This is a genomic window from Streptomyces sp. NBC_00503 (assembly GCF_036346895.1).
Lineage (GTDB): Bacteria > Actinomycetota > Actinomycetes > Streptomycetales > Streptomycetaceae > Streptomyces.
In genome coordinates, this window is sequence record NZ_CP107855.1 from 1227829 (window position 1) to 1248758 (window position 20930).

17 protein-coding genes and 1 pseudogene are annotated in these 20930 nt (G+C 73.1%); 10 read left to right on the top strand and 8 right to left on the bottom strand.

Features of this window, described 5'->3' with window-relative positions:
- The first annotated feature begins 90 nt into the window (after positions 1–90).
- Complete coding sequence (locus OG490_RS05740) at positions 91–864, top strand: SDR family oxidoreductase (RefSeq protein WP_330295192.1); 774 nt, start codon at positions 91–93, stop codon at positions 862–864.
- A gap of 32 nt (positions 865–896) precedes the next feature.
- Here the strand turns inward: OG490_RS05740 and OG490_RS05745 are convergent, their stop codons facing one another.
- From OG490_RS05745 to OG490_RS05755, 3 genes are all read right to left on the bottom strand, one after another.
- Positions 897–1682 (bottom strand): alpha/beta fold hydrolase, encoded by a 786-nt coding sequence (locus OG490_RS05745; RefSeq protein WP_330295193.1) that lies wholly within the window; start codon positions 1680–1682, stop codon positions 897–899.
- A 79-nt stretch (positions 1683–1761) separates the two neighbouring features.
- Positions 1762–2511 carry an ABC transporter permease subunit gene (locus OG490_RS05750; RefSeq protein ID WP_330295194.1) on the bottom strand — a complete coding sequence of 250 codons (750 nt, stop codon included), beginning with the start codon at positions 2509–2511 and terminating at the stop codon, positions 1762–1764.
- 26 nt (positions 2512–2537) lie between these two features.
- The gene (locus OG490_RS05755) at positions 2538–3449 is read right to left on the bottom strand and encodes an ABC transporter ATP-binding protein (RefSeq protein ID WP_330295195.1); all 912 of its coding nucleotides are present in this window, start codon (positions 3447–3449) and stop codon (positions 2538–2540) included.
- 108 nt (positions 3450–3557) lie between these two features.
- Here OG490_RS05755 and OG490_RS05760 point away from each other — a divergent pair, with 108 nt between their 5' ends.
- The 3 genes from OG490_RS05760 to OG490_RS05770 all read left to right on the top strand — a co-directional run bounded on the left by OG490_RS05760 (position 3558) and on the right by OG490_RS05770 (position 6684).
- Positions 3558–4742, top strand: a complete 1185-nt coding sequence (locus OG490_RS05760) for a sensor histidine kinase (protein ID WP_330295196.1) — start codon at positions 3558–3560, stop codon at positions 4740–4742.
- Between the two features lie 4 nt (positions 4743–4746).
- Positions 4747–5397: a response regulator transcription factor gene (locus OG490_RS05765; RefSeq protein ID WP_330295197.1), complete on the top strand. Its 651-nt coding sequence runs from the start codon at positions 4747–4749 to the stop codon at positions 5395–5397.
- 129 nt (positions 5398–5526) lie between these two features.
- Positions 5527–6684, top strand: a complete 1158-nt coding sequence (locus tag OG490_RS05770) for an ROK family transcriptional regulator (protein ID WP_330295198.1) — start codon at positions 5527–5529, stop codon at positions 6682–6684.
- A gap of 179 nt (positions 6685–6863) precedes the next feature.
- Here OG490_RS05770 and OG490_RS05775 read toward each other — a convergent pair whose 3' ends face one another.
- A complete protein-coding gene (locus OG490_RS05775; protein ID WP_330295199.1) occupies positions 6864–7622 on the bottom strand; it encodes a GntR family transcriptional regulator in 759 nt (252 codons plus the stop codon).
- Positions 7623–7920: 298 nt separating this feature from the next.
- Between OG490_RS05775 and OG490_RS05780 the strand changes: the two genes are divergently transcribed.
- The 4 genes from OG490_RS05780 to OG490_RS05795 all read left to right on the top strand — a co-directional run bounded on the left by OG490_RS05780 (position 7921) and on the right by OG490_RS05795 (position 14083).
- Positions 7921–8814 (top strand): alpha/beta fold hydrolase, encoded by an 894-nt coding sequence (locus tag OG490_RS05780; RefSeq protein WP_330295200.1) that lies wholly within the window; start codon positions 7921–7923, stop codon positions 8812–8814.
- A gap of 158 nt (positions 8815–8972) precedes the next feature.
- Entirely contained in the window at positions 8973–10574 is a 1602-nt protein-coding gene (locus OG490_RS05785; RefSeq protein ID WP_443065760.1) for an alkaline phosphatase D family protein, read from the top strand.
- Positions 10575–10759: 185 nt separating this feature from the next.
- The gene (locus OG490_RS05790; protein WP_330295201.1) at positions 10760–12211 is read left to right on the top strand and encodes a GNAT family N-acetyltransferase; all 1452 of its coding nucleotides are present in this window, start codon (positions 10760–10762) and stop codon (positions 12209–12211) included.
- Positions 12212–12364: 153 nt separating this feature from the next.
- On the top strand, positions 12365–14083 hold the full coding sequence (locus OG490_RS05795; RefSeq protein ID WP_330295202.1) for a DUF885 domain-containing protein: 1719 nt from the start codon (positions 12365–12367) through the stop codon (positions 14081–14083).
- A gap of 58 nt (positions 14084–14141) precedes the next feature.
- Here the strand turns inward: OG490_RS05795 and OG490_RS05800 are convergent, their stop codons facing one another.
- The 3 genes from OG490_RS05800 to OG490_RS05810 form a co-directional block, all read right to left on the bottom strand.
- Entirely contained in the window at positions 14142–17189 is a 3048-nt protein-coding gene (locus OG490_RS05800; RefSeq protein WP_330295203.1) for an SMC family ATPase, read from the bottom strand.
- On the bottom strand, positions 17186–18358 hold the full coding sequence (locus tag OG490_RS05805) for an exonuclease SbcCD subunit D (RefSeq protein WP_330295204.1): 1173 nt from the start codon (positions 18356–18358) through the stop codon (positions 17186–17188). Before OG490_RS05805 ends, OG490_RS05800 begins: the two co-directional genes overlap by 4 nt.
- A 90-nt stretch (positions 18359–18448) precedes the next feature.
- Positions 18449–19075 carry a YigZ family protein gene (locus OG490_RS05810; protein WP_330295205.1) on the bottom strand — a complete coding sequence of 209 codons (627 nt, stop codon included), beginning with the start codon at positions 19073–19075 and terminating at the stop codon, positions 18449–18451.
- Between the two features lie 93 nt (positions 19076–19168).
- Here OG490_RS05810 and OG490_RS05815 point away from each other — a divergent pair, with 93 nt between their 5' ends.
- Both OG490_RS05815 and OG490_RS39130 read left to right on the top strand, forming a co-directional pair.
- Complete coding sequence (locus tag OG490_RS05815; RefSeq protein ID WP_330295206.1) at positions 19169–19573, top strand: CoA-binding protein; 405 nt, start codon at positions 19169–19171, stop codon at positions 19571–19573.
- Between the two features lie 27 nt (positions 19574–19600).
- A pseudogene (locus tag OG490_RS39130) lies at positions 19601–20167 on the top strand (HAD family hydrolase); the annotation flags it as partial.
- Positions 20168–20192: 25 nt separating this feature from the next.
- On the opposite strand, the gene OG490_RS05820 reads toward OG490_RS39130, so the two are convergent.
- Complete coding sequence (locus tag OG490_RS05820; protein WP_330295207.1) at positions 20193–20798, bottom strand: XRE family transcriptional regulator; 606 nt, start codon at positions 20796–20798, stop codon at positions 20193–20195.
- Positions 20799–20930: the final 132 nt, after the last annotated feature.

The window sequence follows — 20930 nt, forward strand, 5'->3', positions numbered from 1 at the left end:
AACGGAGTGCTCGCCGGAATACGCCGTACCTACCCTCGGGTCGTCCATCGAGTTCCATCCAGCGGAACGACTCTTGAGGGGCCCAGGACAGTGGACAGACTGACAGGCAAGACCGCGGTGGTCACGGGCAGCAGCCGCAGCATCGGGCGCGGGATAGCCGAACAGCTCGCCGCAGACGGCGCGTTGGTGGGCATCCACTACTCCGAGAGCCAGCAGGCCGCCGCCGAGGCCGTCGACGCCATCATCGACGGCGGCGGCCGGGCGTTCGCCTTCGGCGCGAAGCTCGGCACGGACGGGGACACCGAACGCTTCTGGAACGGGTTCGACGAGCAGCGGGCGAAGTACGACGGCAGTGGCGACACCGGGCTCGACATCATCGTGAACAATGTCGCGGTCGCCCTGCGCGACGAGTTCGAGGACGCGACCCGGGCCGACTTCGACGAGATGGTCGCGGTGAACGTACGGGCGCCGTTCTTCATCGTCCAGCAGGGCCTCGGCAGGCTCCGCGACGGCGGGCGGGTGATCAACATTTCCTCCGCGGTCACTCGGCTCGCGCTCACCGAGGTCATCGCCTACGGCACGACGAAGGGCGCGCTCGACACCTTCACGCTGATCCTGTCCAAGGTCCTCGCGGCCAGGAACATCACCGTGAACTCGGTGGCCCCCGGCTACATCGACACCGACTCCAACGCGAGCTGGCTCCGCTTCGACGAGGAGGCCTGGCGGGAGACCGCCGCCAAATCGGTATTCGGCCGGGTGGGAACACCGCAGGACATCGCGGACGTGGTCTCCTTCCTGGCCTCGGACGACAGCCGCTGGGTGACCGGCCAGATCATCGACGCCAGCGGAGGCACTCGCCTCTAGACGGTCCGGACCTCCGCCCGTCCCCGTCCTCCTCAGCGGGCGAGGAACGGGTGGAGCGCCGCGGCGAGTTCGGCGGGTGCGTCCAGCGCGATGAGGTGGGCCGCGGCCGCGAACTCGACCAAGGTGGCACCGGGGATCCCGGTGGCGTACCGGCGGGCGATGTCCTGGAAGTCGGCGACGTCGAGGAGGCCGATTCCGACCAGGGTGGGAACGCCGATCGTGGCGATGTCGCCCTCCGCGCGGCCTCGGGAGTGCTCTGCGACGGTTTCCTGGTTCACCAGCGACGTCCGTACCGCGGTGCGGAGTCGTTCGGCCAGCCCTGGGGCCACGTCTTCCCAGCCGCGGGACGGTCCGCGCAGCCACATGTCCAGATTCACGCGGACCGCGGTGTCGATGTCGCCCGCGGCCAGGGCCGCTGTCTCGGCCTCGTCGTACTCCACCATGTCCGCCGACCAGTCATGGCCGGGCCACGGCGGAGCCAGCAGGGCCAGGCACCGCACCCGCCCCGGGTGGGTGAGGGCGAAGTCCACCGCCACACGGCCACCCCAGGACGCGCCGATGAGCGGGACGCTCTCGTGGCCGAGACGGTCCAGGAGGCGGCACAGGTCATCCGTCTCGCTGAACGGTCCGGACGGGGGTGCGGATTCGCCGAACCCGCGCAGGTCGTAGCGGATGACCGTGTGGTGCTCCGCCAAGGCGGGCACGACCGTGTCCCACATGCGGTGGTCGGCGATGCCGGCATGCACGAGCACGACGGGCGGGCCTTCACCGGTGACCGTGTAGGAGAGGTGGCCGAGGTCGTCGGCAAGGATGATCATCCGTAGAGCCTTGCAGGGCCGCACCACACGGTCCACCGCATTTGTCCGCCTCGCCGGACGGGCTTCCGGCGGCCCGGCGTCACGCGTCCCGGCGTCGTATGGACAGCCATCCGGCGGCCACCGCGAGCAGGGCCCACAGGGCCAGGACCCCGAGACCGGTCCAGGGGGCGAGGCCGCTCGACGGGTCCAGGCGCATCATCATCTGGCCCGCGCGGTCCGGAAGGTACCGGGCGACGCCCTCGGAGGCCGCGCCCAGGACGAAGGACACCATCAGCACGAACGGTATGAGCAGGCTCAGGGTGACCGTCGCACTGCGCAGTACGGCCGTCAGCCCGGCTGCCAGCAGGGCCATCAGCGTGAGGTACATGCCGCAGCCGAAGATCGCACGGTAGGTTCCCGGGCTGCCCAGGTCGAGGGCGTAGGAGCCCATGAACGCCTGACCGCCGAGGAACGTCGCGATGCCGGCGAGCTGTCCGGCCAGGAAGGCGAGTCCGCCCACCACGGCCATCTTCGACAGGTAGAACCGTGCACGGTTGGGGACCGCGGTCAGCGAGGTGCGCAGGGCTCCGTTGCGGAATTCGCCGGACAGCGCGGTGGCGCCGAAGGCGAAGGCCGCGACCTGGCCGAAGTTGATCCCGTAGAAGGCCGCGAGGAGCGGATCATCCCCCATGGCGCCGGCCTCCGTCCGGCCTATCAGCGCGGCCGCCAGCGCCTGGATTCCCACGGTGGCTACGAAGACCGCTATCAGGGCTCCGAAAGTGCCGCGCAGGGAACGTATCTTGATCCATTCCGAGTGCAGGACGGGGGCGGTGGGCAGAGCGGTGCTCATGAAGGAGCCTCCTTGGAAGTGACGGGTCAGCGGGTGGCGGCGAACTGGGCGTGTTCGGCGGTGAGATCGAGGTAGGCCTCCTCCAGCGAGGCCCGCTCGTCGACCAGTTCCAGCATCGGTATGCCTTCGGCGGCGGCCAGCACCCCGAGCCGCTCGGCCTGTATGCCCTCCACAGTCCACCGCCCGTCCTGGGCGGTGACCAGCTCGAAGTCCTCCCGGGCGAGGGCCGCCCGGAGCCGGACCGGGTCGGTGGTGCGCAGCCGTACCCTCGGGGTGCTGCGGGCCTCGATGAAGTCCTCCATCGGGGTGTCGGCCAGCAGGCGGCCCTGTCCGAGCACCACCAAGTGGTCGGCGAGGGCGGCGGTCTCGGTCATCAGGTGGCTGGAGACGAGCACCGTGCGGCCCTCGGCGGCCAGGCCCCGCATGAGCTCGCGGATCCAGATGATGCCTTCGGGGTCGAGGCCGTTGGTGGGCTCGTCCAGCAGCAGCACGCCGGGGTCCGCGAGCAGGGCTGCCGCTATGCCCAGGCGCTGGCGCATGCCGAGGGAGAAGGTCTTGATCCGCCGCTTGGCCGCCGCGGCGATTCCCGACTGCTCGAGGACCGCCTCCACCCGGCTCGTCGGAACACGGTTGGCCGCGGCGATGAAGCGGAGGTGGTCCCTGGCGGTCCGACCGCCGTGCGCCGACTGCGCGTCGAGCAGGGCGCCCACTTGGTGGAGGGGGTCGGGAAGGTCGGTGAACCGCCGGCCGCCGATGGTGGCCGTCCCTGAGGTGATCCGGTCCAGGCCCAGCAGCAGCCGCATCGTGGTGGACTTCCCGGCGCCGTTGGGCCCCAGGAACCCGGTGACGCGGCCGGGCATGACGTCGAAGGTGAGGTGGTCCACGGCCCGGGTACGGCCGAACTCCTTGGTCAGTTCTCGGATCTCGATGCTGTTCATGTCTCAAGGTTCGCCGTGCGACCCACCCCTCTTCCTCCCCCAAGCGAGGGTGGCGTCTCCCCCACGTGGGGGAGACGCCACAAAGCCGCGACCTGCCACGATGAGGGCATGTACCGACTGTTCCGCGCCGCGCTCCGACCGGTGACCTACTCGCGCTGGGTGCACCTGTGTGTGCCCGTGCTCATGCTGGCCGTGTGGATGTTCATAGAACCTGCGGCTCCGTGGGCGCCGTTGCTGATAGTCGTCCCGCTGGGGCTGCTGCCCTGGATGCGCCTGGCGGAGGGCCTCCAGGCCCAGTTCCTCCTCACGCCGCGCGACCGTGACTCCCGGGGCGAGGAGGAGAACAGCTTCAGCACCGTCGCGTCCAAGCGGTGGAGCGACCGCTGGCGCACGCTGCTGTGGCTGGAGATCCGGCTCGTGGTCTCGATGGCCGCCCTGTTCTCCACGGTATGGCTGCCGGTGCTGACGGTCGAACTGATCACGACGGCGCTCGGGGGGACGGTCACCACGGACAACGTGCTGCCGTTCACTCCCCCGCCCTGGGCCGCGTGGCTGCTGGCCCCGGTGCCGCTGGTCCTGCTGCTCGTCGTCATCGTCCTGCTCGGCGACCTGATCACCGCCATAGCCCGTCGGCTGCTGGGCCCCTCGGCGGCGGAGCGGCTGACGGCGCTGGAGGCGCGTACCGAGCAATTGCTGGAGCGCACCCGCATCGCGCGGGAGCTGCACGACTCGATCGGCCACGCGCTGACCGTGGCGGTCGTGCAGGCGGGAGCCGCGCGGGCCGCGGGCGACCCCGAGTTCACCGCCCGCGCCCTGAACGCGATCGAGGAGACGGGTCGGGCCGCGCTGGAAGACCTGGAACGGGTGCTGCTCGTCCTACGGGAGTCCGGTCAGCGGCCTTCCCAGCGCCCGACCCTGGCGGAGGCCGACCGGCTGCTGGAGTCGGCGCGCGCCTCCGGCGCCACCGTCGACGCGCAACTCACGGGCCCTTTGGACCAGTTGCCGGGACCGGTCACCCAGGAGGGGTACCGGATCCTTCAGGAGGCCCTCACCAATGTGCTGAGGCACTGCGGTCCCGTGCCGGTACGGGTGCGGATCGACATGGTCGCCGACCGGCTGGACCTGGAGGTGAGCAATCCGCTGCCGGAGCGGCCGACCGTCATGGCCGGCAGCGGCAGCGGACTGCGCGGAATACGGGAACGGGCCGCACTGCTCGGCGGGGAAGTCGACACCGGGCTGCACAGGGGCGGTTGGAGGGTGCGCGCACGGCTTCCGCTGGAGCGAATACGCTGACCGGATGCCGGTTACCGTACTGCTCGTCGACGACGAACCCCTGGTGCGCGCGGGTCTGCGCGCCGTCCTGGATGCCCAGCCCGACATCGAGGTGGTCGGCGAGGCCGCCGACGGCGCCTCCGTGGTCCCGCTCGTACGGCAGCTGCGACCGGATGTCGTCGCGATGGATGTCCGGATGCCGCTGCTCGACGGGATCGAGGCGACCCGGGCGGTCCTGCGGTCGGTGGACTCCCCGCCGAAGATCCTCGTGGTCACCACCTTCGAGAACGACGAGTACGTCTACCAGGCACTGCGGGCGGGCGCGGACGGGTTCCTCCTGAAGAGGGCCCGGCCGTCGGAGATCGTGCACGCGGTACGACTGGTCGCGGAAGGAGAGACGCTGCTCTTCCCCGCGGCGGTGCGCGCCCTCGCCGCCGAGTACGGAAACCGGCAGGCCCGGACGGTTCTGGAGCGGGCCGCGCTGACCGAGCGCGAGGAGGCCGTGCTGCGGCTGATGGCGAAGGGACTGACCAACATCGAGATCGCCCGCGAGCTGATCGTCGGGACGGAGACGGTGAAGTCCCACGTGAGCGCGATCCTGGGAAAGATCGGCGCACGCGACCGGACCCAGGCCGTGATCACCGCGTACGAGTCCGGGTTCGTGTCCCCTGCCTGACCGGCGGGAGCCGCGGGAGCGCCAGCGGGAGGAGGGGCTGATTCCGGCCGATGGGGGGCTGCTTCTCGCCGTCGCATCGGGTCCGCAGTACGATCCGCCTGACAAGCTCGCTAGCTGGGAGGACACACGTTGGGGCAGCTGACCGGCGGGGACCCCTCTCTGCTCCGGCGGATCAACTCCGCCGTCGTACTGCGGGCACTGCGCGCCGCCGAATCACCGACCCTCACCGATCTCACGCGGGTGACCGGGCTCTCCCGGCCGACCGTCGAAGGGGTCGTCGAGGGACTCATCGGCACCGGGCTCGTGGTCGAAGCGGATGCGGAGGAAGGCGCGCGGCGCCAGGGGCGGCCGGCCAGACGCTTCCGCTTCCGCGCGGAGGCGGGACACCTGCTCGGCGTGGAGATCGGTTCGCACCGGATCGCCGTGCTGCTGTCCGGGCTGGACGGGCGGGTGATCGGCGCCGGTACCAAGGAGGTCGCCGAGACCGCTTCGGCCGACGAGCGCCTGGAGCGGGTGCGCACGGCGGTGGCCGATCTGCTGCGCAAGGCCGGAGTGCCCCGGGACTCCCTGCGGGCCGTCGGCGTGGGCAGCCCCGGAATCGTGGAGGCCGACGGCACCGTACGTCTCGGCACGGCCCTGCCCGGCTGGACCGGGCTGCCGCTCGGCGAACGGCTGCGCCGTTCCTTCCGCTGTCCGGTGCAGGTGGAGAACGACGCGAATGCCGCTGCGGTCGCCGAGCACTGGAAGGGCGCCGCGCGCGACACGGACGACATGGTCTTCGTGATGGCCGGGCTGAGCCCCGGCGCGGGCTCCCTGATCGGCGGACGCCTGCACCGCGGCTTCGGCGGGGCCGCCGGCGAGATCGGCGCGCTGCACCTGCTGGGCCGCGAGGTCACCCCGGAGAGGCTCCTGTCGACCACGAATGAACCCCTGCACCCGCTGGACGAGCCGGCCGTGGCGGAGGTCTTCGCGATGGCCAGGCGCGGTGACGGGCGCGCGGTGGCCGCGGTCGAGCGGTTCATCCAGCGGCTGGTCCACGACGTGGCGGCGCTGGTGCTGGCGATGGATCCGGAGCTGGTGGTGGTCGGCGGCTGGGCGGCCGGCCTGGACGGGGTCCTGGACCCCCTGCGCCGGGAGCTGGAGCGGTACTGCCTGCGCCCGCCGCGCGTCGCCCTGTCCATGCTCGGCGAGGCGGCGGTGGCCACGGGAGCGCTGCGGCTGGCCCTGGACCACGTGGAAGAGGAACTGTTCGCGGTGGAGAAGACGGTGACGGCCCGCCGCCGATAGTTCCTCTCGGGGGCGGGGGCGGCACGGTCGGCCCGGGGCGCGGCCGGGCCCCGCGAAGGCCCGTACCCAGGGCCGGGCCGGCGGATCGCTCCGCGGAGCTTTCGCAGCCGGAGCCGACGCGGCCGGCCCTCGCGGGCCGGCCGGCAGCTTGTGGGCCGCCCGGCAGCTGGTGGGTCGGGTCAGGAAGCGACGCGCGCGTCGTGCGTGATCTGGACGTCGCCGGAGTCACCGAAGGTGAGGCGGCAGGTGTCCGCACGGTAGGTGGCCACCGAGACGGCCGCCGTGCCCGCCGCGGTGAAGTAGCGGGTGGTGACCAGGAGCACCGGGGCGCCGGGCAGCCGGTCCAGTTCCTTCGCGTCGTCGGCGCGGGCCGAGCCGAGCTCCACCGAGCGGTCCTGCCCGTCGAGGGCGAGCCGCTGCAGCTCCCGCATGACGGCGCGGGCGCGCGCCGGACCGGCCGGGGCGTCGATCCCGGAGAGACCGGGCACCGAGGCGGCGGGCACGTAGAGCATTTCGGCGGCGAGGACCTGGCCCTGCTCGATGCGGGTCCGGCGCACCGCGAGGACCGGTTCGCCGGCGGCGGTACCGAGGAGCTTCAGGACGGCCGCACCGGGCACGGCCTCCGCCGCGTCCACCGGGTCCCAGCCGTCGATGCTCTCGCCGGGCCAGCCGTGCTGCGTGTTGCCGACGGCCACGCCCACGCGCGGCGGGGCGACGGTGGTGCCGACGCCGCGGCGGCGCTGCAGGCGGCCTTCGAGCTCCAGCTGCTCCAGGGCCTGGCGCAGGGTGGCACGGGCGACGCCGAAGCGGGCGGCGAGCTCACGCTCGTTGGGCAGCACCTCGCCCACGGCGAAGTCCCGGTCGAGCGCCTCAGTGAGGACGGTCTTGAGGTGCCAGTACTTCGGCTCCGGCACCGATTCGAGCTGCGTGGTCCCCACCCTGACTCCTCCTGCAATCGCTGCAATCGCCGTGTTCCAGCGGCAGTTCCGCGCCTTTGTTTATTAAAGGTTCCTGCACTATCCCTGCGACGATAGGACGGCGCTACCCCTTGGTCAAGACCAATCCTCATCCCTTTGCCGGGCAGATCGGGCATATGTATCAACCCGTTCACGGGATGTTCGCGGGCAGCCGCTACCAGAGCTCTTGATGTCGGGGGCTACCCGGCGGTAATCATGGCGGGAGACACTACTGACAACCTGTCTCACACGCGTCCGCCCGACCCCGACGAGGAGCAGCATGACCGCCACGGTCTCCTTCACGATCGATTCGCCGCTGGGCACCCGCACGACCACCGCCGCCTACGAGCGCAAGGGCGCGGGCGAGCCGCTCCTGCTGCTCCACGGCATCGGCCACCACCTCCAGGCCTGGCGCCCGGTCACCGACATCCTGGCCGCGGAACACGACGTGATCGCCGTCGACCTGCCCGGCTTCGGCGCCTCGGAGCCGCTGCCGCACGGGGTTCCGTACGACCTCGGCACCGTCGCCCCGGCGCTCGGCGCGCTCTGCGCCGCCCTCGGCGTCGAGCGCCCGCACGTGGCGGGCAACTCCCTCGGCGGTCTGCTCGCGCTCGAAATGGGCCGCGCCGGCCTGGCCCGCTCGGTCACCGCCCTCTCCCCCGCCGGTTTCTGGTCCGAGGGCGAGCGCCGCTACGCCTTCGCCGCCCTGCGCGCCATGCGCGTCGGCGCCACCGCGCTGCCCCGCTCCGCCGTGGAGCGGCTCTCCCGCAGCGGCGCGGGCCGGGCGGCGCTCACCGGCACGATCTACGCGCGCCCCGCCCGGCGTTCCCCCGAAGCCGTGGTCGCCGAGACCCTCGCCCTGCGCGAGGCCACCGGCTTCGAGGACACCCTGGCGGCGGGCGGCTCCGTACGGTTCACCGACGACCTGCCCGGACTGCCGGTCACCATCGCCTGGGGCAGCCGCGACCGGCTGCTCCTGCGCCGCCAGGGCATACGCGCCAAGCACACCATCCCGGGCGCGCGCCTCGTGCGGCTCCCGGGCTGCGGGCACGTCCCGATGAACGACGACCCGGCGCTCGTCGCCCGGGTCGTCCTGGACACGGCCCGTACGGCGACGGGCACGGAGGCCGGCAGGAGCACGACGCCCCTGGCCACAACCAGCCCCGCCCCGTGACCTGCTGACGGAGACTCATCCGCCCGGCCACCGCCCGGCCCGCCCGCTCATCAGTGTTCACGCACGGTTCGCGTGCACGACGTGGGCGGGCCGGTGTGCGGCCGGTGTACGGCGGCACACTGGTCCGGCCCGTCCCGCCGGCCCATGGAGACGCACCGATGGCACCGATGCCGCACACCCGACGCTCCCTGCTCGGCGGATCCCTCGCCGTTCCGGTGGGGCTCGCCCTGTCCAGCACCCTGTCCGGCGCCTTCGCCCTCCCGGCGTACGCCGCCCCCGCGCCCGCCTTCACCCGGTCCGGCCGCCCGAACGCCCTCTGGGGCGTCCAGTCCGGTGAGATCACCGCCAACTCGGCGACCGTCTGGACCCGGTCCGACCGGCCCGCGCGGATGTACGTCGAGACCTCGCCGAGCGAATCGTTCCGCTACGCCGTCCGCCGCCACCGCGGCCCGCTCCTCGACCCCGGCACCGACTTCACCGGCACCGCCTCCCTGCGCGAGCTCCCGCCCGGCCAGCAGATCCACTACCGGGTGGTCCTCGCCGACCCCGACGACCCGCGCCGCACCGGCGAGCCGGTCCACGGCACCTTCCGCACCACCCCCGCCTCCCGCCGCCGCGACGTGCGCTTCCTGTGGTCCGGGGACCTCGCGGGCCAGGGCTGGGGCATCAACCCGGAGATCGGCGGCTACCGCGTCTTCGACGAGATGCGGCTGCGCGACCCCGACTTCTTCCTCTTCAGCGGGGACACCATCTATGCCGACGGGCCGCTCCAGGCCTCCGTCCCCCTGCGCGACGGCACCCTGTGGCACAACGTGACCACCGAGGAGAAGGCGAAGGTCGCCGAGACCCTCGCCGAGTACCGCGGCAACTTCCGCTACAACCTCCTCGACCGCAACCTGCGCGACTTCAACGCCCAGGTGCCGGTCCTCGCCCAGTGGGACGACCACGAGGTGCGCAACAACTGGTACCCGGGCCAGATCCTCGACGACCCCCGGTACACGGTGAAGGACATCGACACCCTCGCCGGCCGGGCCCGCCAGGCATTCGGCGAGTACTTCCCCGTCACCGACCTGCGCGGCGGCCGCGCCGAGGGCCGGATGTACCGGGTGATGCGCTACGGGCCGCTGCTCGACGTGTTCGTCCTCGACATGCGCACCTACCGCGACGCCAACTCCCCCGACCGCCAGACCGACGACCCCATCGGCATCCTCGGCTCGGAGCAGCTGGCCTGGCTCAAGCGCGAGCTCTCGCGCTCCCGTGCCACCTGGAAGGTCATCGCCGCCGACATGCCGCTGGGCATCGTGGTCGCCGACGGGACGGCGAACTTCGAGGCCGTGGCCCAGGGCGACCCCGGTGCGCCGCTCGGCCGCGAGCTCCAGATCGCCGAACTGCTGCGCCACATCAAGCACCAGCGCGTCACCGGCACCCTCTGGCTCACCGCCGACGTCCACTACACGGCCGCGAACCACTACGCGCCCGAGCGGGCCGCCTTCACCGACTTCGCGCCGTTCTGGGAGTTCGTCTCCGGCCCCATCGGGGCGGGCGGCTTCCCGGCGGGCCGGCTCGACGCCACCTTCGGCCCGGAGGCGGCGTACGTGCAGTCCGCGCCGCTCGCCAACATGTCCCCGTCCGAGAACCCCCCGTACTACGGCGAGGTAGAGATCGACGGGGACGGTGGCGAGCTCACCGTCCGGTTGCGGCGCCAGGGCGGCGGGGTGCTCTTCACACAGACGCTGCAGCCCGGAAGGGTGGGACAGTAGGGGGATGAGGCCGGTCCCGGCGGGCGCCCCCGGAGGCCGGTCCCGGCGGGCGCCCCGGGAGCCCGCCTCACGCGCGGTATCTGAAATCAGCCGGAAAACAGGGCGAAATCGGCCAGATGGATCCTTAACCAGTCGGTCACAGATCGTTCGTGATCACGCAACACCCCTGCGTCACAGTGGTCTGCATGACTGAGCGTATTCCTGCCTCTTCCCAGCGTCCCCACCGCCACCACTGGCGCCGGGACCTCGTCGAACTCGCCGCCCTCTTCTGCGCCGTAGCGGTCGCCGACGGCATCGCCAATCTCGTCGCACACGGTCCGCGCGGCCCCGTCATGCTCGTCGCCTCGGCCGTGGCGCTCCTGGTCACGGCCGCGTTCCACACCTGGTGGGCACGGCGCCACAGCCATGCGCCGCCGCCCCCGGGTACGGCTCCCGCCCCTCCGGGCGCGGCGGCCGTCGCCGTGTCCACCACGACCGCCACCGCGGCCGGACCGGCCTCGGACTCCGCACTCACCACCACGCTGTGGCGGATGCGGACCACGGTGCGCGACGAGCCCGGCAGCCTCGCCGCGATCTGCACCGCCCTCGCCCGGAGCGGCGTGGACATCCTGACCCTCCAGACGCACCCGCTCCCCGAGGGCGGCACGGTGGACGAGTTCCTGCTGCGCGCCCCGCAGCAGCTGCCCTCCGCCGACCTCATCCGGGCCATCGCCGGCGCGGGCGGCCACAGCACCTGGATCGAGCGGGCCGACGCCCACGACCTCGTCGACACCCCGACCCGCGTCCTGGGCCTGGCGACCCGCACCGCGCTGGACGCCGCCGAGCTCCCGCTCGCCCTGCGCCAGCTGCTCGGCCGCTGCACCATCCACTCCATCCCGGCCACCACCCTCTCCGGCCGCCCCAACGCCGGCGCGGACGCCCCGGTCGAAGGGGTCCTGGAGGCCACGGTCATGCGGCTGCGCGACCCGTCGGGCGGAGCGATCACCATCGAGCGGCCCTACCTGCCCTTCACCCCGACCGAGTTCGCCCGCGCCCGCGCGCTCGTCGAGCTCGACGCCCGGCTCGGGCCGCGCGTCCCGCGCAGCCAGGACGTACTGACGCTGCCCGAGGGCAACGAGATCACCGTCCGCCGCGCCGACGGCTCCGACCTGGCCGCCGCCCGCGCGATGCACGACCGCTGCTCGGAGCGCACCCTGTCGCTGCGCTACCACGGCCCCGTCGCCGACGCCGACCGCTACCTCGGCCACCTGCTGAGCCCGCGCTTCGGCCGTACCCTCGCCGCGACCACCGCCTCCGGCAAGCTCGTCGCCCTCGGCCACCTGCTCTGGGACGGCGACGAGACCGAGGTCGCGCTGCTCATCGAGGACGACTGGCAGCGCCGCGGCATCGGCTCCGAGCTGCTGGGCCGGCTGATCGGCATGGCCATCGAGGCCGGGTGCGACAGCGTGTACGCCGTCACCCAGGCCTCCAACACCGGCATGGTCGCCGCCATGCGCGGCCTCGGTCTGCCCCTCGACTACCAGATCGAGGAGGGCACCCTGGTGATCACGGCCCGGCTGGACGCGACCCCGGTCAACTCCCGGCTTCCGTACGAGCTCCCCGCCGAATCCCGCGGTCTGCCCCGTACGCAGCACTGACCTCCGGGCCGGATCCGATCAGGATCCGGCCCGGTTCCGGCGGCGGTGTCGGCCTTCCGGGAAACGTCCGGCGCCCCTCCCGCGGACGTCCCGACAGTAGTTTGGGGCCACTCGGTGATGACGCGGCCCCGTCCCCCGTATGAAGATGTCCACATGTCAGACATCCTCGCCAGCGACAGCGCCGCACGACTGCCCCGCCAGGTCGCCGATTCCTACGTCGACGACCTCATCGCCATCGACCCGATCATGGGCACCTACCTCGGTGTCGCCGCATCCTCCGACAAGCTCCCGGACCTCTCCCCCGCGGGACGCGCCGCCGCGGCCGAGCTCTCCCGTTCCACCCTCGTACTGCTCGACGCCGCCGAGCGGCAGCCGGGCGCCGACACCGACGTCGAGCGCCGCTGCGCCCGTCTGCTGCGCGAGCGCCTCACCGCCGAGCTCGCGGTCCACGAGGCCGACGAGGACCTGCGCGCCGTCAGCAACATCCACTCCCCGGCGCACTCGGTCCGCGAGATCTTCACCCTGACCCCGGCCGACACGGACGAGGACTGGGCCGCCATCGCCGAGCGGCTTCGCGCCGTTCCCACCGCCTACGCGGGCTACCGCGAGTGCCTCGCCCTCGGCCTGGACCGCGGCCTGTACGGCGGCCCGCGCCCCACCGCCACCTTCATCGAGCAGCTCACCGGCTGGGCCGGCGGGGCGGCCGACGAGGCGGGCGAGGCCTCCGTCGGCTTCTTCTCCGAGTTCGCGGCCGGCGGCCCCGAGGCCCTGCGCGGCGAGCTCGACGAAGCGGCCGCCGCCGCGACCGCCGCCGTGGTCGAACTCCGCGACTGGATGCGGGACGTGTACGCCCCGGCGATCGAGGGGCAGCCCGACCCGGTGGGCCGCGAGCGCTACGCCCGCTGGTCGCGCTACTTCAACGGCACCGACCTGGACCTGGACGAGGCGTACGCCTACGGCTGGTCGGAGTACCACCGGCTGCTCGGCGAGATGAAGGCGGAAGCCGCCAAGATCCTGCCGGAAGCGGGCCCCTGGGAGGTGCTCAAGTACCTGGACGAGCACGGCACCCACATCGAGGGCGTGGACGAGGTCCAGGCCTGGCTCCAGGGCCTCATGGACGAGGCCATCGAGAACCTCGACGGCACCCACTTCGAACTCGCCGAGCGGGTCAAGAGGGTGGAGTCGCGGATCGCCCCTCCCGGCGGCGCGGCGGCCCCGTACTACACGAACCCCTCCGAGGACTTCTCCCGCCCCGGCCGCACCTGGCTGCCGACGATGGGCCAGACCCGCTTCCCCGTGTACGACCTGGTCTCCACCTGGTACCACGAGGGCGTTCCGGGCCACCACCTCCAGCTGGCGCAGTGGACGCACGTCGCGGACCAGCTCTCCCGCTACCAGGCCAGCGTCGGCCTCGTCAGCGCCAACGCCGAGGGCTGGGCGCTGTACGCCGAGCGGCTGATGGACGAGCTGGGCTATCTCAAGGACGCCGAGCAGCGCCTCGGCTACCTGGACGCCCAGATGATGCGCTCCACGCGGGTCATCGTGGACATCGGCATGCACCTGGGCCTGGAGATCCCGGCGGACTCGCCGTTCCACCCGGGCGAGCGTTGGACGGCGGACCTGGCGCAGGAGTTCTTCGGCCTGCACAGCGGCCGGCCGGCCGACTTCGTCGAGAGCGAGCTGACCCGCTACCTGTCGATGCCGGGCCAGGCGATCGGCTACAAGCTGGGCGAGCGCGCCTGGCTGCTGGGCCGTGAGAACGCGCGGGCCGCGCACGGGGACTCCTTCGACCTGAAGGCGTGGCACATGGCGGCGCTGTCCCAGGGTTCGCTGGGCCTGGACGACCTGGTGGACGAGCTGTCGAAGCTCTGACCGCGGACGGACCGGCCGGCCTCCGTACGGGGGCCGGCCGGTCCGTCGCGTCGTCCGCTCAGCCCGTTCCGGCGGCCGTGCGGTGGCGCACCACCGAGCCGCCGCGCTGTTTGACGATCTCCAGCTGTGCCTGCACCCGGGTCCGCAGGTCGGCGACGTGGCTCACGATGCCGACGCTGCGGTCGCGTTCGCGCAGCGAGTCCAGTACGTCGAGCACCTCGTCCAGCGCCTGGTCGTCGAGGCTGCCGAAGCCCTCGTCGATGAAGAGGGTGTCGAGCCGCATACCGCCCGCCTCGTCCGTGACCACGTCGGCCAGGCCCAGCGCGAGGGCGAGCGAGGCGAAGAAGGTCTCGCCGCCGGACAGCGTGGCGGTGTCCCGCTCGCTGCCGGTCCAGGCGTCGACCACGTGCAGTCCGAGCCCGGAACGCCCGCGTCCGCTGGCCTTGGCGTCGGAGTGGACGAGGGTGTAGCGGCCGCCGGACATGCGCAGCAGACGTACCGTCGCGGCCGCCGCGACCTGCTCCAGCCGGGCCGCGAGCACGTACGCCTCCAGCCGCATCTTGCGTTCGTTGTCGGCGGAGGTGCCCGCGGTGAGTCCGGCGAGCCGGGCCACCCGCTCGTAGGCCTGGCGCAGCGGGCCCAGGGCCCGCAGTTCCCGTTCCGCCTGCTGCGAGAGCCGGTCCAGTTCGGCGCAGCGCACCCGGGAGGCGTCGACGGCGGATCCGGCGCTACGGAGCTTCGCGGCGGCCCGGTCCGCGTAGGCCCCGGCGGCTTCCGGGTCGGCCGGGGGCAGGGCCGCCGCCGCGGCGGTGTCCTGCTCCCCGCGGCGGTCGGCCAGCATGGCCTCCTCCGCCTGCCAGGCGTCCATCCGGTGCTGCAGGCCGGTGCGCTGGTACTCCGGGAGTACGGCGTCGGCCGCCTCCTCGACGGTGTCGAACCCGGCCTTGAAGGCGGCGTCGGCCAGCTGCCCGTCGGCCTCCTTCAGCCGTGCGGCGGTGGTTTCGGCCCGGCGCAGCGCGGCCGAGGCCGAGGTGACCATCCGGACCCGGTCCTCGAGGACCTCGGCGCGGGCGGCGACGCTGGGCGCGTCTCCCCGTACCTGTGCGAGCTCCGTCTCCAGCGATGCCTGTTCCTGGTCGAGGGCTTCGCGGCGGGTGGCCCGCCCGGCGGCCCGGACCTCGGCCTCCAGCCGGTCGGCGCTGCGCACGGCGTGCTCCCGCTCGGCGCGGTCGAGCCGCTCGCGGGCGGCGTGCAGTCCGGCGGCCGCGGTGTGGGCGGCGGCGTGCCGGGTGCTCAGGTCGGAGGCGAGTGCGCGCAGCTCGGCGGTGGTGGCCCCGCCCGCGGCGGCCGCGGCTTCGGTGCGGGCCTGCCGGGCTGCGGCCAGCCTGCGCTCGACCTCGGCCCTGCGCTCCTCGGCCTGTTCGAAGCGGGCGTGCGCCGCGTCCTCGGCGGCGCTGTCCACGTGCCCGGGGGCCGGCCGGGCCGGGGCGGGGTGTTCGGCGGCTCCGCAGACGGCGCACGGCTCGCCCGCCACCAGGGCCTCGGCCAGTTCGGCGGCGATCCCGCGCAGCCGGGTCTCCTTGAGCTCCAGCCAGTGCTCCCGGGCGGCGGTCGACTCCTCGCGCGCGGTGAGCAGTTCGCCGCGGGCCCGCTCCGCGTCGGCCTCGAAGGCGTCGCGGCGCTCGGCGGCGTGCAGGTGCAGCCGGGCGGGTTCCAGCTTGCCCGCGAGCTGCTCGGCCAGGGTCGCGGCCTGCTGGGCGGCGTCCACCCGCCCGGCCAGGGCGGCCCGGGCGTCGTCCCAGCGGCCGAGCCATTCGGCCGCCTCCTGCTGCTGTTCCTCGGCGGCCCGGGATTCCCTTTCCAGGTGGGCGCGTTCGCGGCGGATCTCGGCGCTGCGCTGCTCGGCCCGGCGGGCGGCTCCGAGCGCTCCGAGGTCCCCGCGCAGCCCCTGTTCCAGCGTGGCCAGCTGCTCGGTGCCCGCTTCGGCGTACTGCGGCGGGAGCACCGCCCGGGCCACGGTTTCCGCGTGCGCGGCGGCCATGTGCGCCCCGGCGGCGGCTCCGCGCAGCTCCAGCGCGGGGGCGACGAGGGCTCCGCGGCGGGCCCGGTCGAGCAGGGCGCGCACCCTCTCCCGCTCCGGAGCGGCCTCGGCGAGCAGGGCCGCCCGGCGGGTGGTTTCCGCATGCCGGCGTTGCAGCCGGTCGAGCTCGCGCGCCTCCTCGGCGGCCCGCCGGGCGGCGGCGTGGCGCCCCTCGACGGCGGCGAGCGCGTATTCGGCGACGGTGAGCCGCTCACGGGCGCAGGAGCGCGCGACGGCGGCCCAGGCGCGGATCGCCTCGGCGAGTCCGGGGTCGCCGGGCTGGTGCCGGGGCAGCGGCCAGGCCCGCAGGTCGGCGCTGTCTCCGGCGGCCTGCGCCAGGCGCTGGGCGGTGTGCAGCACCTGCTCGTCCCCGGCGCGGACCTTGGCCTCGGCGGTCCGGCGCCGCTCGCCCAGCAGGGTCTCGACGGCGGCGAAGCGGCGGGTGTCGAAGAGCCGGCCCAGCAGTCGGCCCCGCGCCGCCTCGTCGGCCCGCAGGAAGCGCGCGAACTCGCCCTGCGGCAAGAGCACGACCTGGCAGAACTGCTCGCGGCTCATGCCGAGCAGCTGCTCGATCTCCTCGCCGATCTCCTGGTGGGAACGGCTGAGCGCGCGCCAGCGTTCCCCGCCCCCGTCACCTGCGCCCTCGCGGTCGTACTCGCGGTCGTACTCGCGCAGCCAGCTCTGCGCCTTGTCCTTCGTCGTCCCCGTGCCGCGCTTCTTCGGCCGGTCCTGCTCGGGGCGCCGGGTGATCTCCAGGCGGCGCCCGCCCGCGGTGAGTTCGAGGGTGACCTCGGTCGGGGTGTCGCCGGCGGCGTGGTCGCTGCGCAGGCTGGTGCCGGGGGCCTGGCGGGCGCCGGGCACCGAACCGTAGAGGGCGTAGCAGACGGCGTCCAGGACGGAGGTCTTGCCGGCTCCCGTGGGTCCGTGCAGCAGGAAGATCCCGGCGCCGGAGAGGGCGTCGAAGTCGATCTCCTGCGGTTCGGCGAAGGGGCCGAAGGCGGTGATCCGCAGCCGGTGCAGCCTCATCGGTGGGTCTCCTGCCGGCTGTCCTCGGCCCGTACCTCGTCGAAGGCGCCCTGGAGGACGGCCCGTTCGGCCTCGTCGGAGAAGCCGCCGCCCCCGCGCACGTGGGTGACGAAGTCCTCGGCGATCTCCTGGTCGCTGCGCCCCTTGAGCCGCTGGGCGTAAGAACCGCCGCCGTCCTCGGTGCGCCCCTCGGGGTCGAAGGCGAGGCTCAGGGTGTGGGGGAAGCGGGAGGTGAGCCGGGCCATCGGGTCCTCGGGTCGGACGGGGTCGGTGAGGGTGGCCTCCAGCCAGCGGTCCTCGTACCGGGTGTACGCGTCCTCGGAGAGCAGTTCCTCCAGCGGCCCCCGAACCCGGGCGAGCCCGCGCGGCACGGGAGCGTCGATGCGCTCGGCGCCGGCGATCTCCCCTTCCGCGCCCAGCTCGATCAGCCACGTGGTCTTGCGGTGGTCGGCTTCGGAGAAGGAGTAGGCGAGCGGGGAACCGGAGTAGCGGACCCGTTCGTTGATCGTCTGGCAGCCGTGGAGGTGGCCGAGGGCGGCGTAGTCGACCCCGTCGAAGACTGAGACCGGCACGGCCTCGACCCCGCCGACGGTGATGTCGCGCTCGCTGTCGCTGGCCTGCCCGCCGGTGACGAAGGCGTGCGCGAGGACCACGGAGCGGGTGCCGGGCGCGCGCCCGGCCAGGTCGGCCCGGATCCGGTCCATGGCCGCGCCCAGGACCGCCTCGTGGCTCACCTTTCCTGCCCCGAGTTCATCCTTGACCAGCGCGGGTTCCAGGTACGGCAGCCCGTAGAACGCCACGTCCCCGTGTGTGTCGGCCAGCACCACCGGGTCGTCGCACCCGGCCGGGTCGGTCCGCAGGTGGATCCCGGCCCGGCCGATCAGCCCGGCCCCGACCCCGAGGCGGCGGGCGGAGTCGTGGTTGCCGGAGATCATCACGGTGGGCACCCCGAGCTCGGCGAGCCGGTGCAGGGCCTGGTCGTACAGCGCGACGGCGGGCAGCGGCGGCACGGCCCGGTCGTAGACGTCACCGGCGACGAGCACGGCGTCGACCTCGCGCTCGCGCGCGGTCTCCACCAGGTGGTCGATGAAGGCGGCCTGGGCGTCGAGCAGGTTCACCCGGTGAAAGGACCGGCCCAGATGCCAGTCGGAGGTGTGCAGGAACTTCACTCGCCGGCCCCGCCGCGCATACCGTATCCCCCTGCTGGATGAACCCTGAACCCCTCTACGCTAACGCCTCCCCCGCCCCGCACCGGCCGCTCAGGGCGCGTACGTCTCCCCGCCCAGGGTGAGGGTGGCGCTGCCGGCGGTGCTGTCGGCCAGCCAGGACTCGAAGGCGGGCAGGTCGGCCTCGGGGAGGGCGACCTCGATCTCCACGGCAGCCCCGTAGCGCAGGTCCACCACGGTCCGGCCGGTGGAGCGCAGGTCGTTCTGGGTCTTCCCGGCCCGCTGGTGGTCGACGGTCACGGTGGCCAGCCGGTAGCGGTGGCGCGTGACGGTGCCGAGCGCGTCGAGGGCTTCGCCGACGACCCCGCCGTAGGCGCGGATGAGCCCGCCGGCGCCGAGTTTCACGCCGCCGTAGTAGCGGGTGACGACGGCGACGGCGTAGCGGATGTCGCGGCGCATCAGCATCTGGAGCATGGGCACCCCGGCGGTGCCGCCGGGCTCCCCGTCGTCGCTGGCCTTCTGGACGGAGGCGTTGGCGCCGATGACGTAGGCGTAGCAGTTGTGCGAGGCGGTGGGGTGCTCCTTGCGGATGCGTGCGACGAACTCCTGCGCCTCCCGTTCGGTCGCTGCGGGGGCGAGCGCGCACAGGAAGCGCGAGCGGTTGATCTCCGTCTCGTGCACGCCCTCGCGGGACACCGTCACGTACTGGTCTGCCTTCACCGGTCCACCCTACGGGGAATCGGACATGTGTCTTTTCCGTTGATCCAGCTGGCAGTAGTCACCAGGCATGCAAAACAGCAGGAGGCGGCACACGTGTACGGCGATTCCGCGACCATCCGCAAGATCCTCACCGAGCTCGGCGACACCTGGGCCGTGGTGGGCCTGTCCAACAACCAGGAGCGGGCCGCCTACCGCGTGGCCGAGGTGCTCCAGCGGTACGGCAAGCGCGTGGTCCCCGTGCACCCCAAGGCCGAGACGGTCCACGGCGAGCCGGGGTACGCCTCGCTGGAAGCGATCCCGTTCAAGGTGGACGTGGTGGACGTCTTCGTGAACAGCGCCCTGGCGGGCGCGGTCGCGGACGCGGCCGTCGCGAAGGGCGCCGAGGCGGTCTGGTTCCAGCTGAACGTGATCGACGAGGCCGCCTACGACCGCACCCGTGCGGCCGGCGTGGACATGGTCATGGACCGCTGCCCGGCGATCGAGATCCCCGCGCTCTGAGGCGCACACCTTCGGCTCCTCGACCTCGACGGCACCCTGGCGGAAGGCTCGCTCGCCGCCCCCTTCGTGGAATCCCTGATCACCGGCGGCGTCTGCGATCCGGCGGCCGGCCGGGCGGCGCTCGCGGCGATAGCCGGCTACCACGACGACACCGGCAAGGACGGCGCCCGTGACGGCGCCGGCGGCAAGGCCGACGGGCACGAGGGCGAGGAGCGGGCCGCCGCCCACGCCGCCACCGCGGCCAGGTTCTACGCCCACTTCGCGCGGGCCCTCGCCGGTGCGCCCCGAAGGGATGTGGAGCAGGCGGGCGAGGCCGCCTGGCCCGCGGCCCGCAAGCGGATCCTCCCCTTCGCCGACGAGCTGGTGCGGCTGCTGCACTCGGCCGGGCTGCGGACGGTGCTGATCTCGGGGAGCCCGTACGAGATCGTCCGGCGCGCGGCGGCGGAACTGGGCATCGGCGAGGCCCACGGAATGCGGGCCGAGTTCCGGCGCGGCCGCTGCACCGGTTCGCTCACCACGGCTCCGGCCCTGCCCGGCGGGAAGCGCGCCGCCCTGCGCACGGCGACCAAGGGCAGCCCCGTGGACCGCCGGAGCTCCTTCGCCAGCGGACGGCGGCCGGTCAGCGCTGAGCCGGCGCCTCGGAAACGGTCGGCAGGGACACCGGCGGGATCGAGACCGCCATGGTCATCTCCATCGGCCCGGAGCCCTCGTTGCGGTAGGCGTGCGGGGCGTTCGCCTCGAAGGAGACCGCACCGCCCGCCGGTACGAGGTACTTCTCGTCGTCGACCACCAGCGTCAGCTCCCCCGCCGTGACGTGCAGCATCTCGAAGGTGCCGGACGGATGCGGATCCGAGGCGGTCCCCTCGCCGGGCTCCAGGCGGTAGGTCCACATCTCCACCGGCCCGCGCCGGTCGTCGCCGAGCAGCATGCTCGCGCCGCTGCCCCCCGCGGTGGACCACATCCGAACCCCCTGTCCCGGCAGCACCACCTGCACCTGCGGGCTGCGGTCGTAGTCGAGCAGGGTGGTGATGCTGACGCCGAGCGCGTCGGCCAGCTTGACCGTGGTGCCGACGCTGGGGTTCGTACGGGCCTGCTCGATCTGGATGATCATGCCGCGGCTCACCCCCGCACGGGTCGCGAGGGCCTCCAGGGTGAAGCCGCGCTCACCGCGCCAGCGCTTGAGATTCCGGGCCAGCGCCTGGGTGAGCTGTTCGAGGTCCGACACCCCTACCGTCCAATCCGTCCAACATCATGGACGTGGAGTCCAAGATTTTGAATGACACAGTGCAACAGGCTGAACTATCGTGCGGTGTGCACGTCGTATAAGACGCTGCACTCCATCATCCACCGCACTGTA

Bases quoted from the DNA above. Each gene is read 5' to 3' on its own strand.
- OG490_RS05745 (WP_330295193.1), bottom strand. From the start codon at position 1,682: ATGATCATCCTTGCCGACGACCTCGGCCACCTCTCCTACACGGTCACC.
- OG490_RS05750 (WP_330295194.1), bottom strand. From the start codon at position 2,511: ATGAGCACCGCTCTGCCCACCGCCCCCGTCCTGCACTCGGAATGGATC.
- OG490_RS05755 (WP_330295195.1), bottom strand. From the start codon at position 3,449: ATGAACAGCATCGAGATCCGAGAACTGACCAAGGAGTTCGGCCGTACC.
- OG490_RS05760 (WP_330295196.1), top strand. From the start codon at position 3,558: ATGTACCGACTGTTCCGCGCCGCGCTCCGACCGGTGACCTACTCGCGC.
- OG490_RS05765 (WP_330295197.1), top strand. From the start codon at position 4,747: ATGCCGGTTACCGTACTGCTCGTCGACGACGAACCCCTGGTGCGCGCG.
- OG490_RS05780 (WP_330295200.1), top strand. From the start codon at position 7,921: ATGACCGCCACGGTCTCCTTCACGATCGATTCGCCGCTGGGCACCCGC.
- OG490_RS05785 (WP_443065760.1), top strand. From the start codon at position 8,973: ATGGCACCGATGCCGCACACCCGACGCTCCCTGCTCGGCGGATCCCTC.
- OG490_RS05790 (WP_330295201.1), top strand. From the start codon at position 10,760: ATGACTGAGCGTATTCCTGCCTCTTCCCAGCGTCCCCACCGCCACCAC.
- OG490_RS05795 (WP_330295202.1), top strand. From the start codon at position 12,365: ATGTCAGACATCCTCGCCAGCGACAGCGCCGCACGACTGCCCCGCCAG.
- OG490_RS05800 (WP_330295203.1), bottom strand. From the start codon at position 17,189: ATGAGGCTGCACCGGCTGCGGATCACCGCCTTCGGCCCCTTCGCCGAA.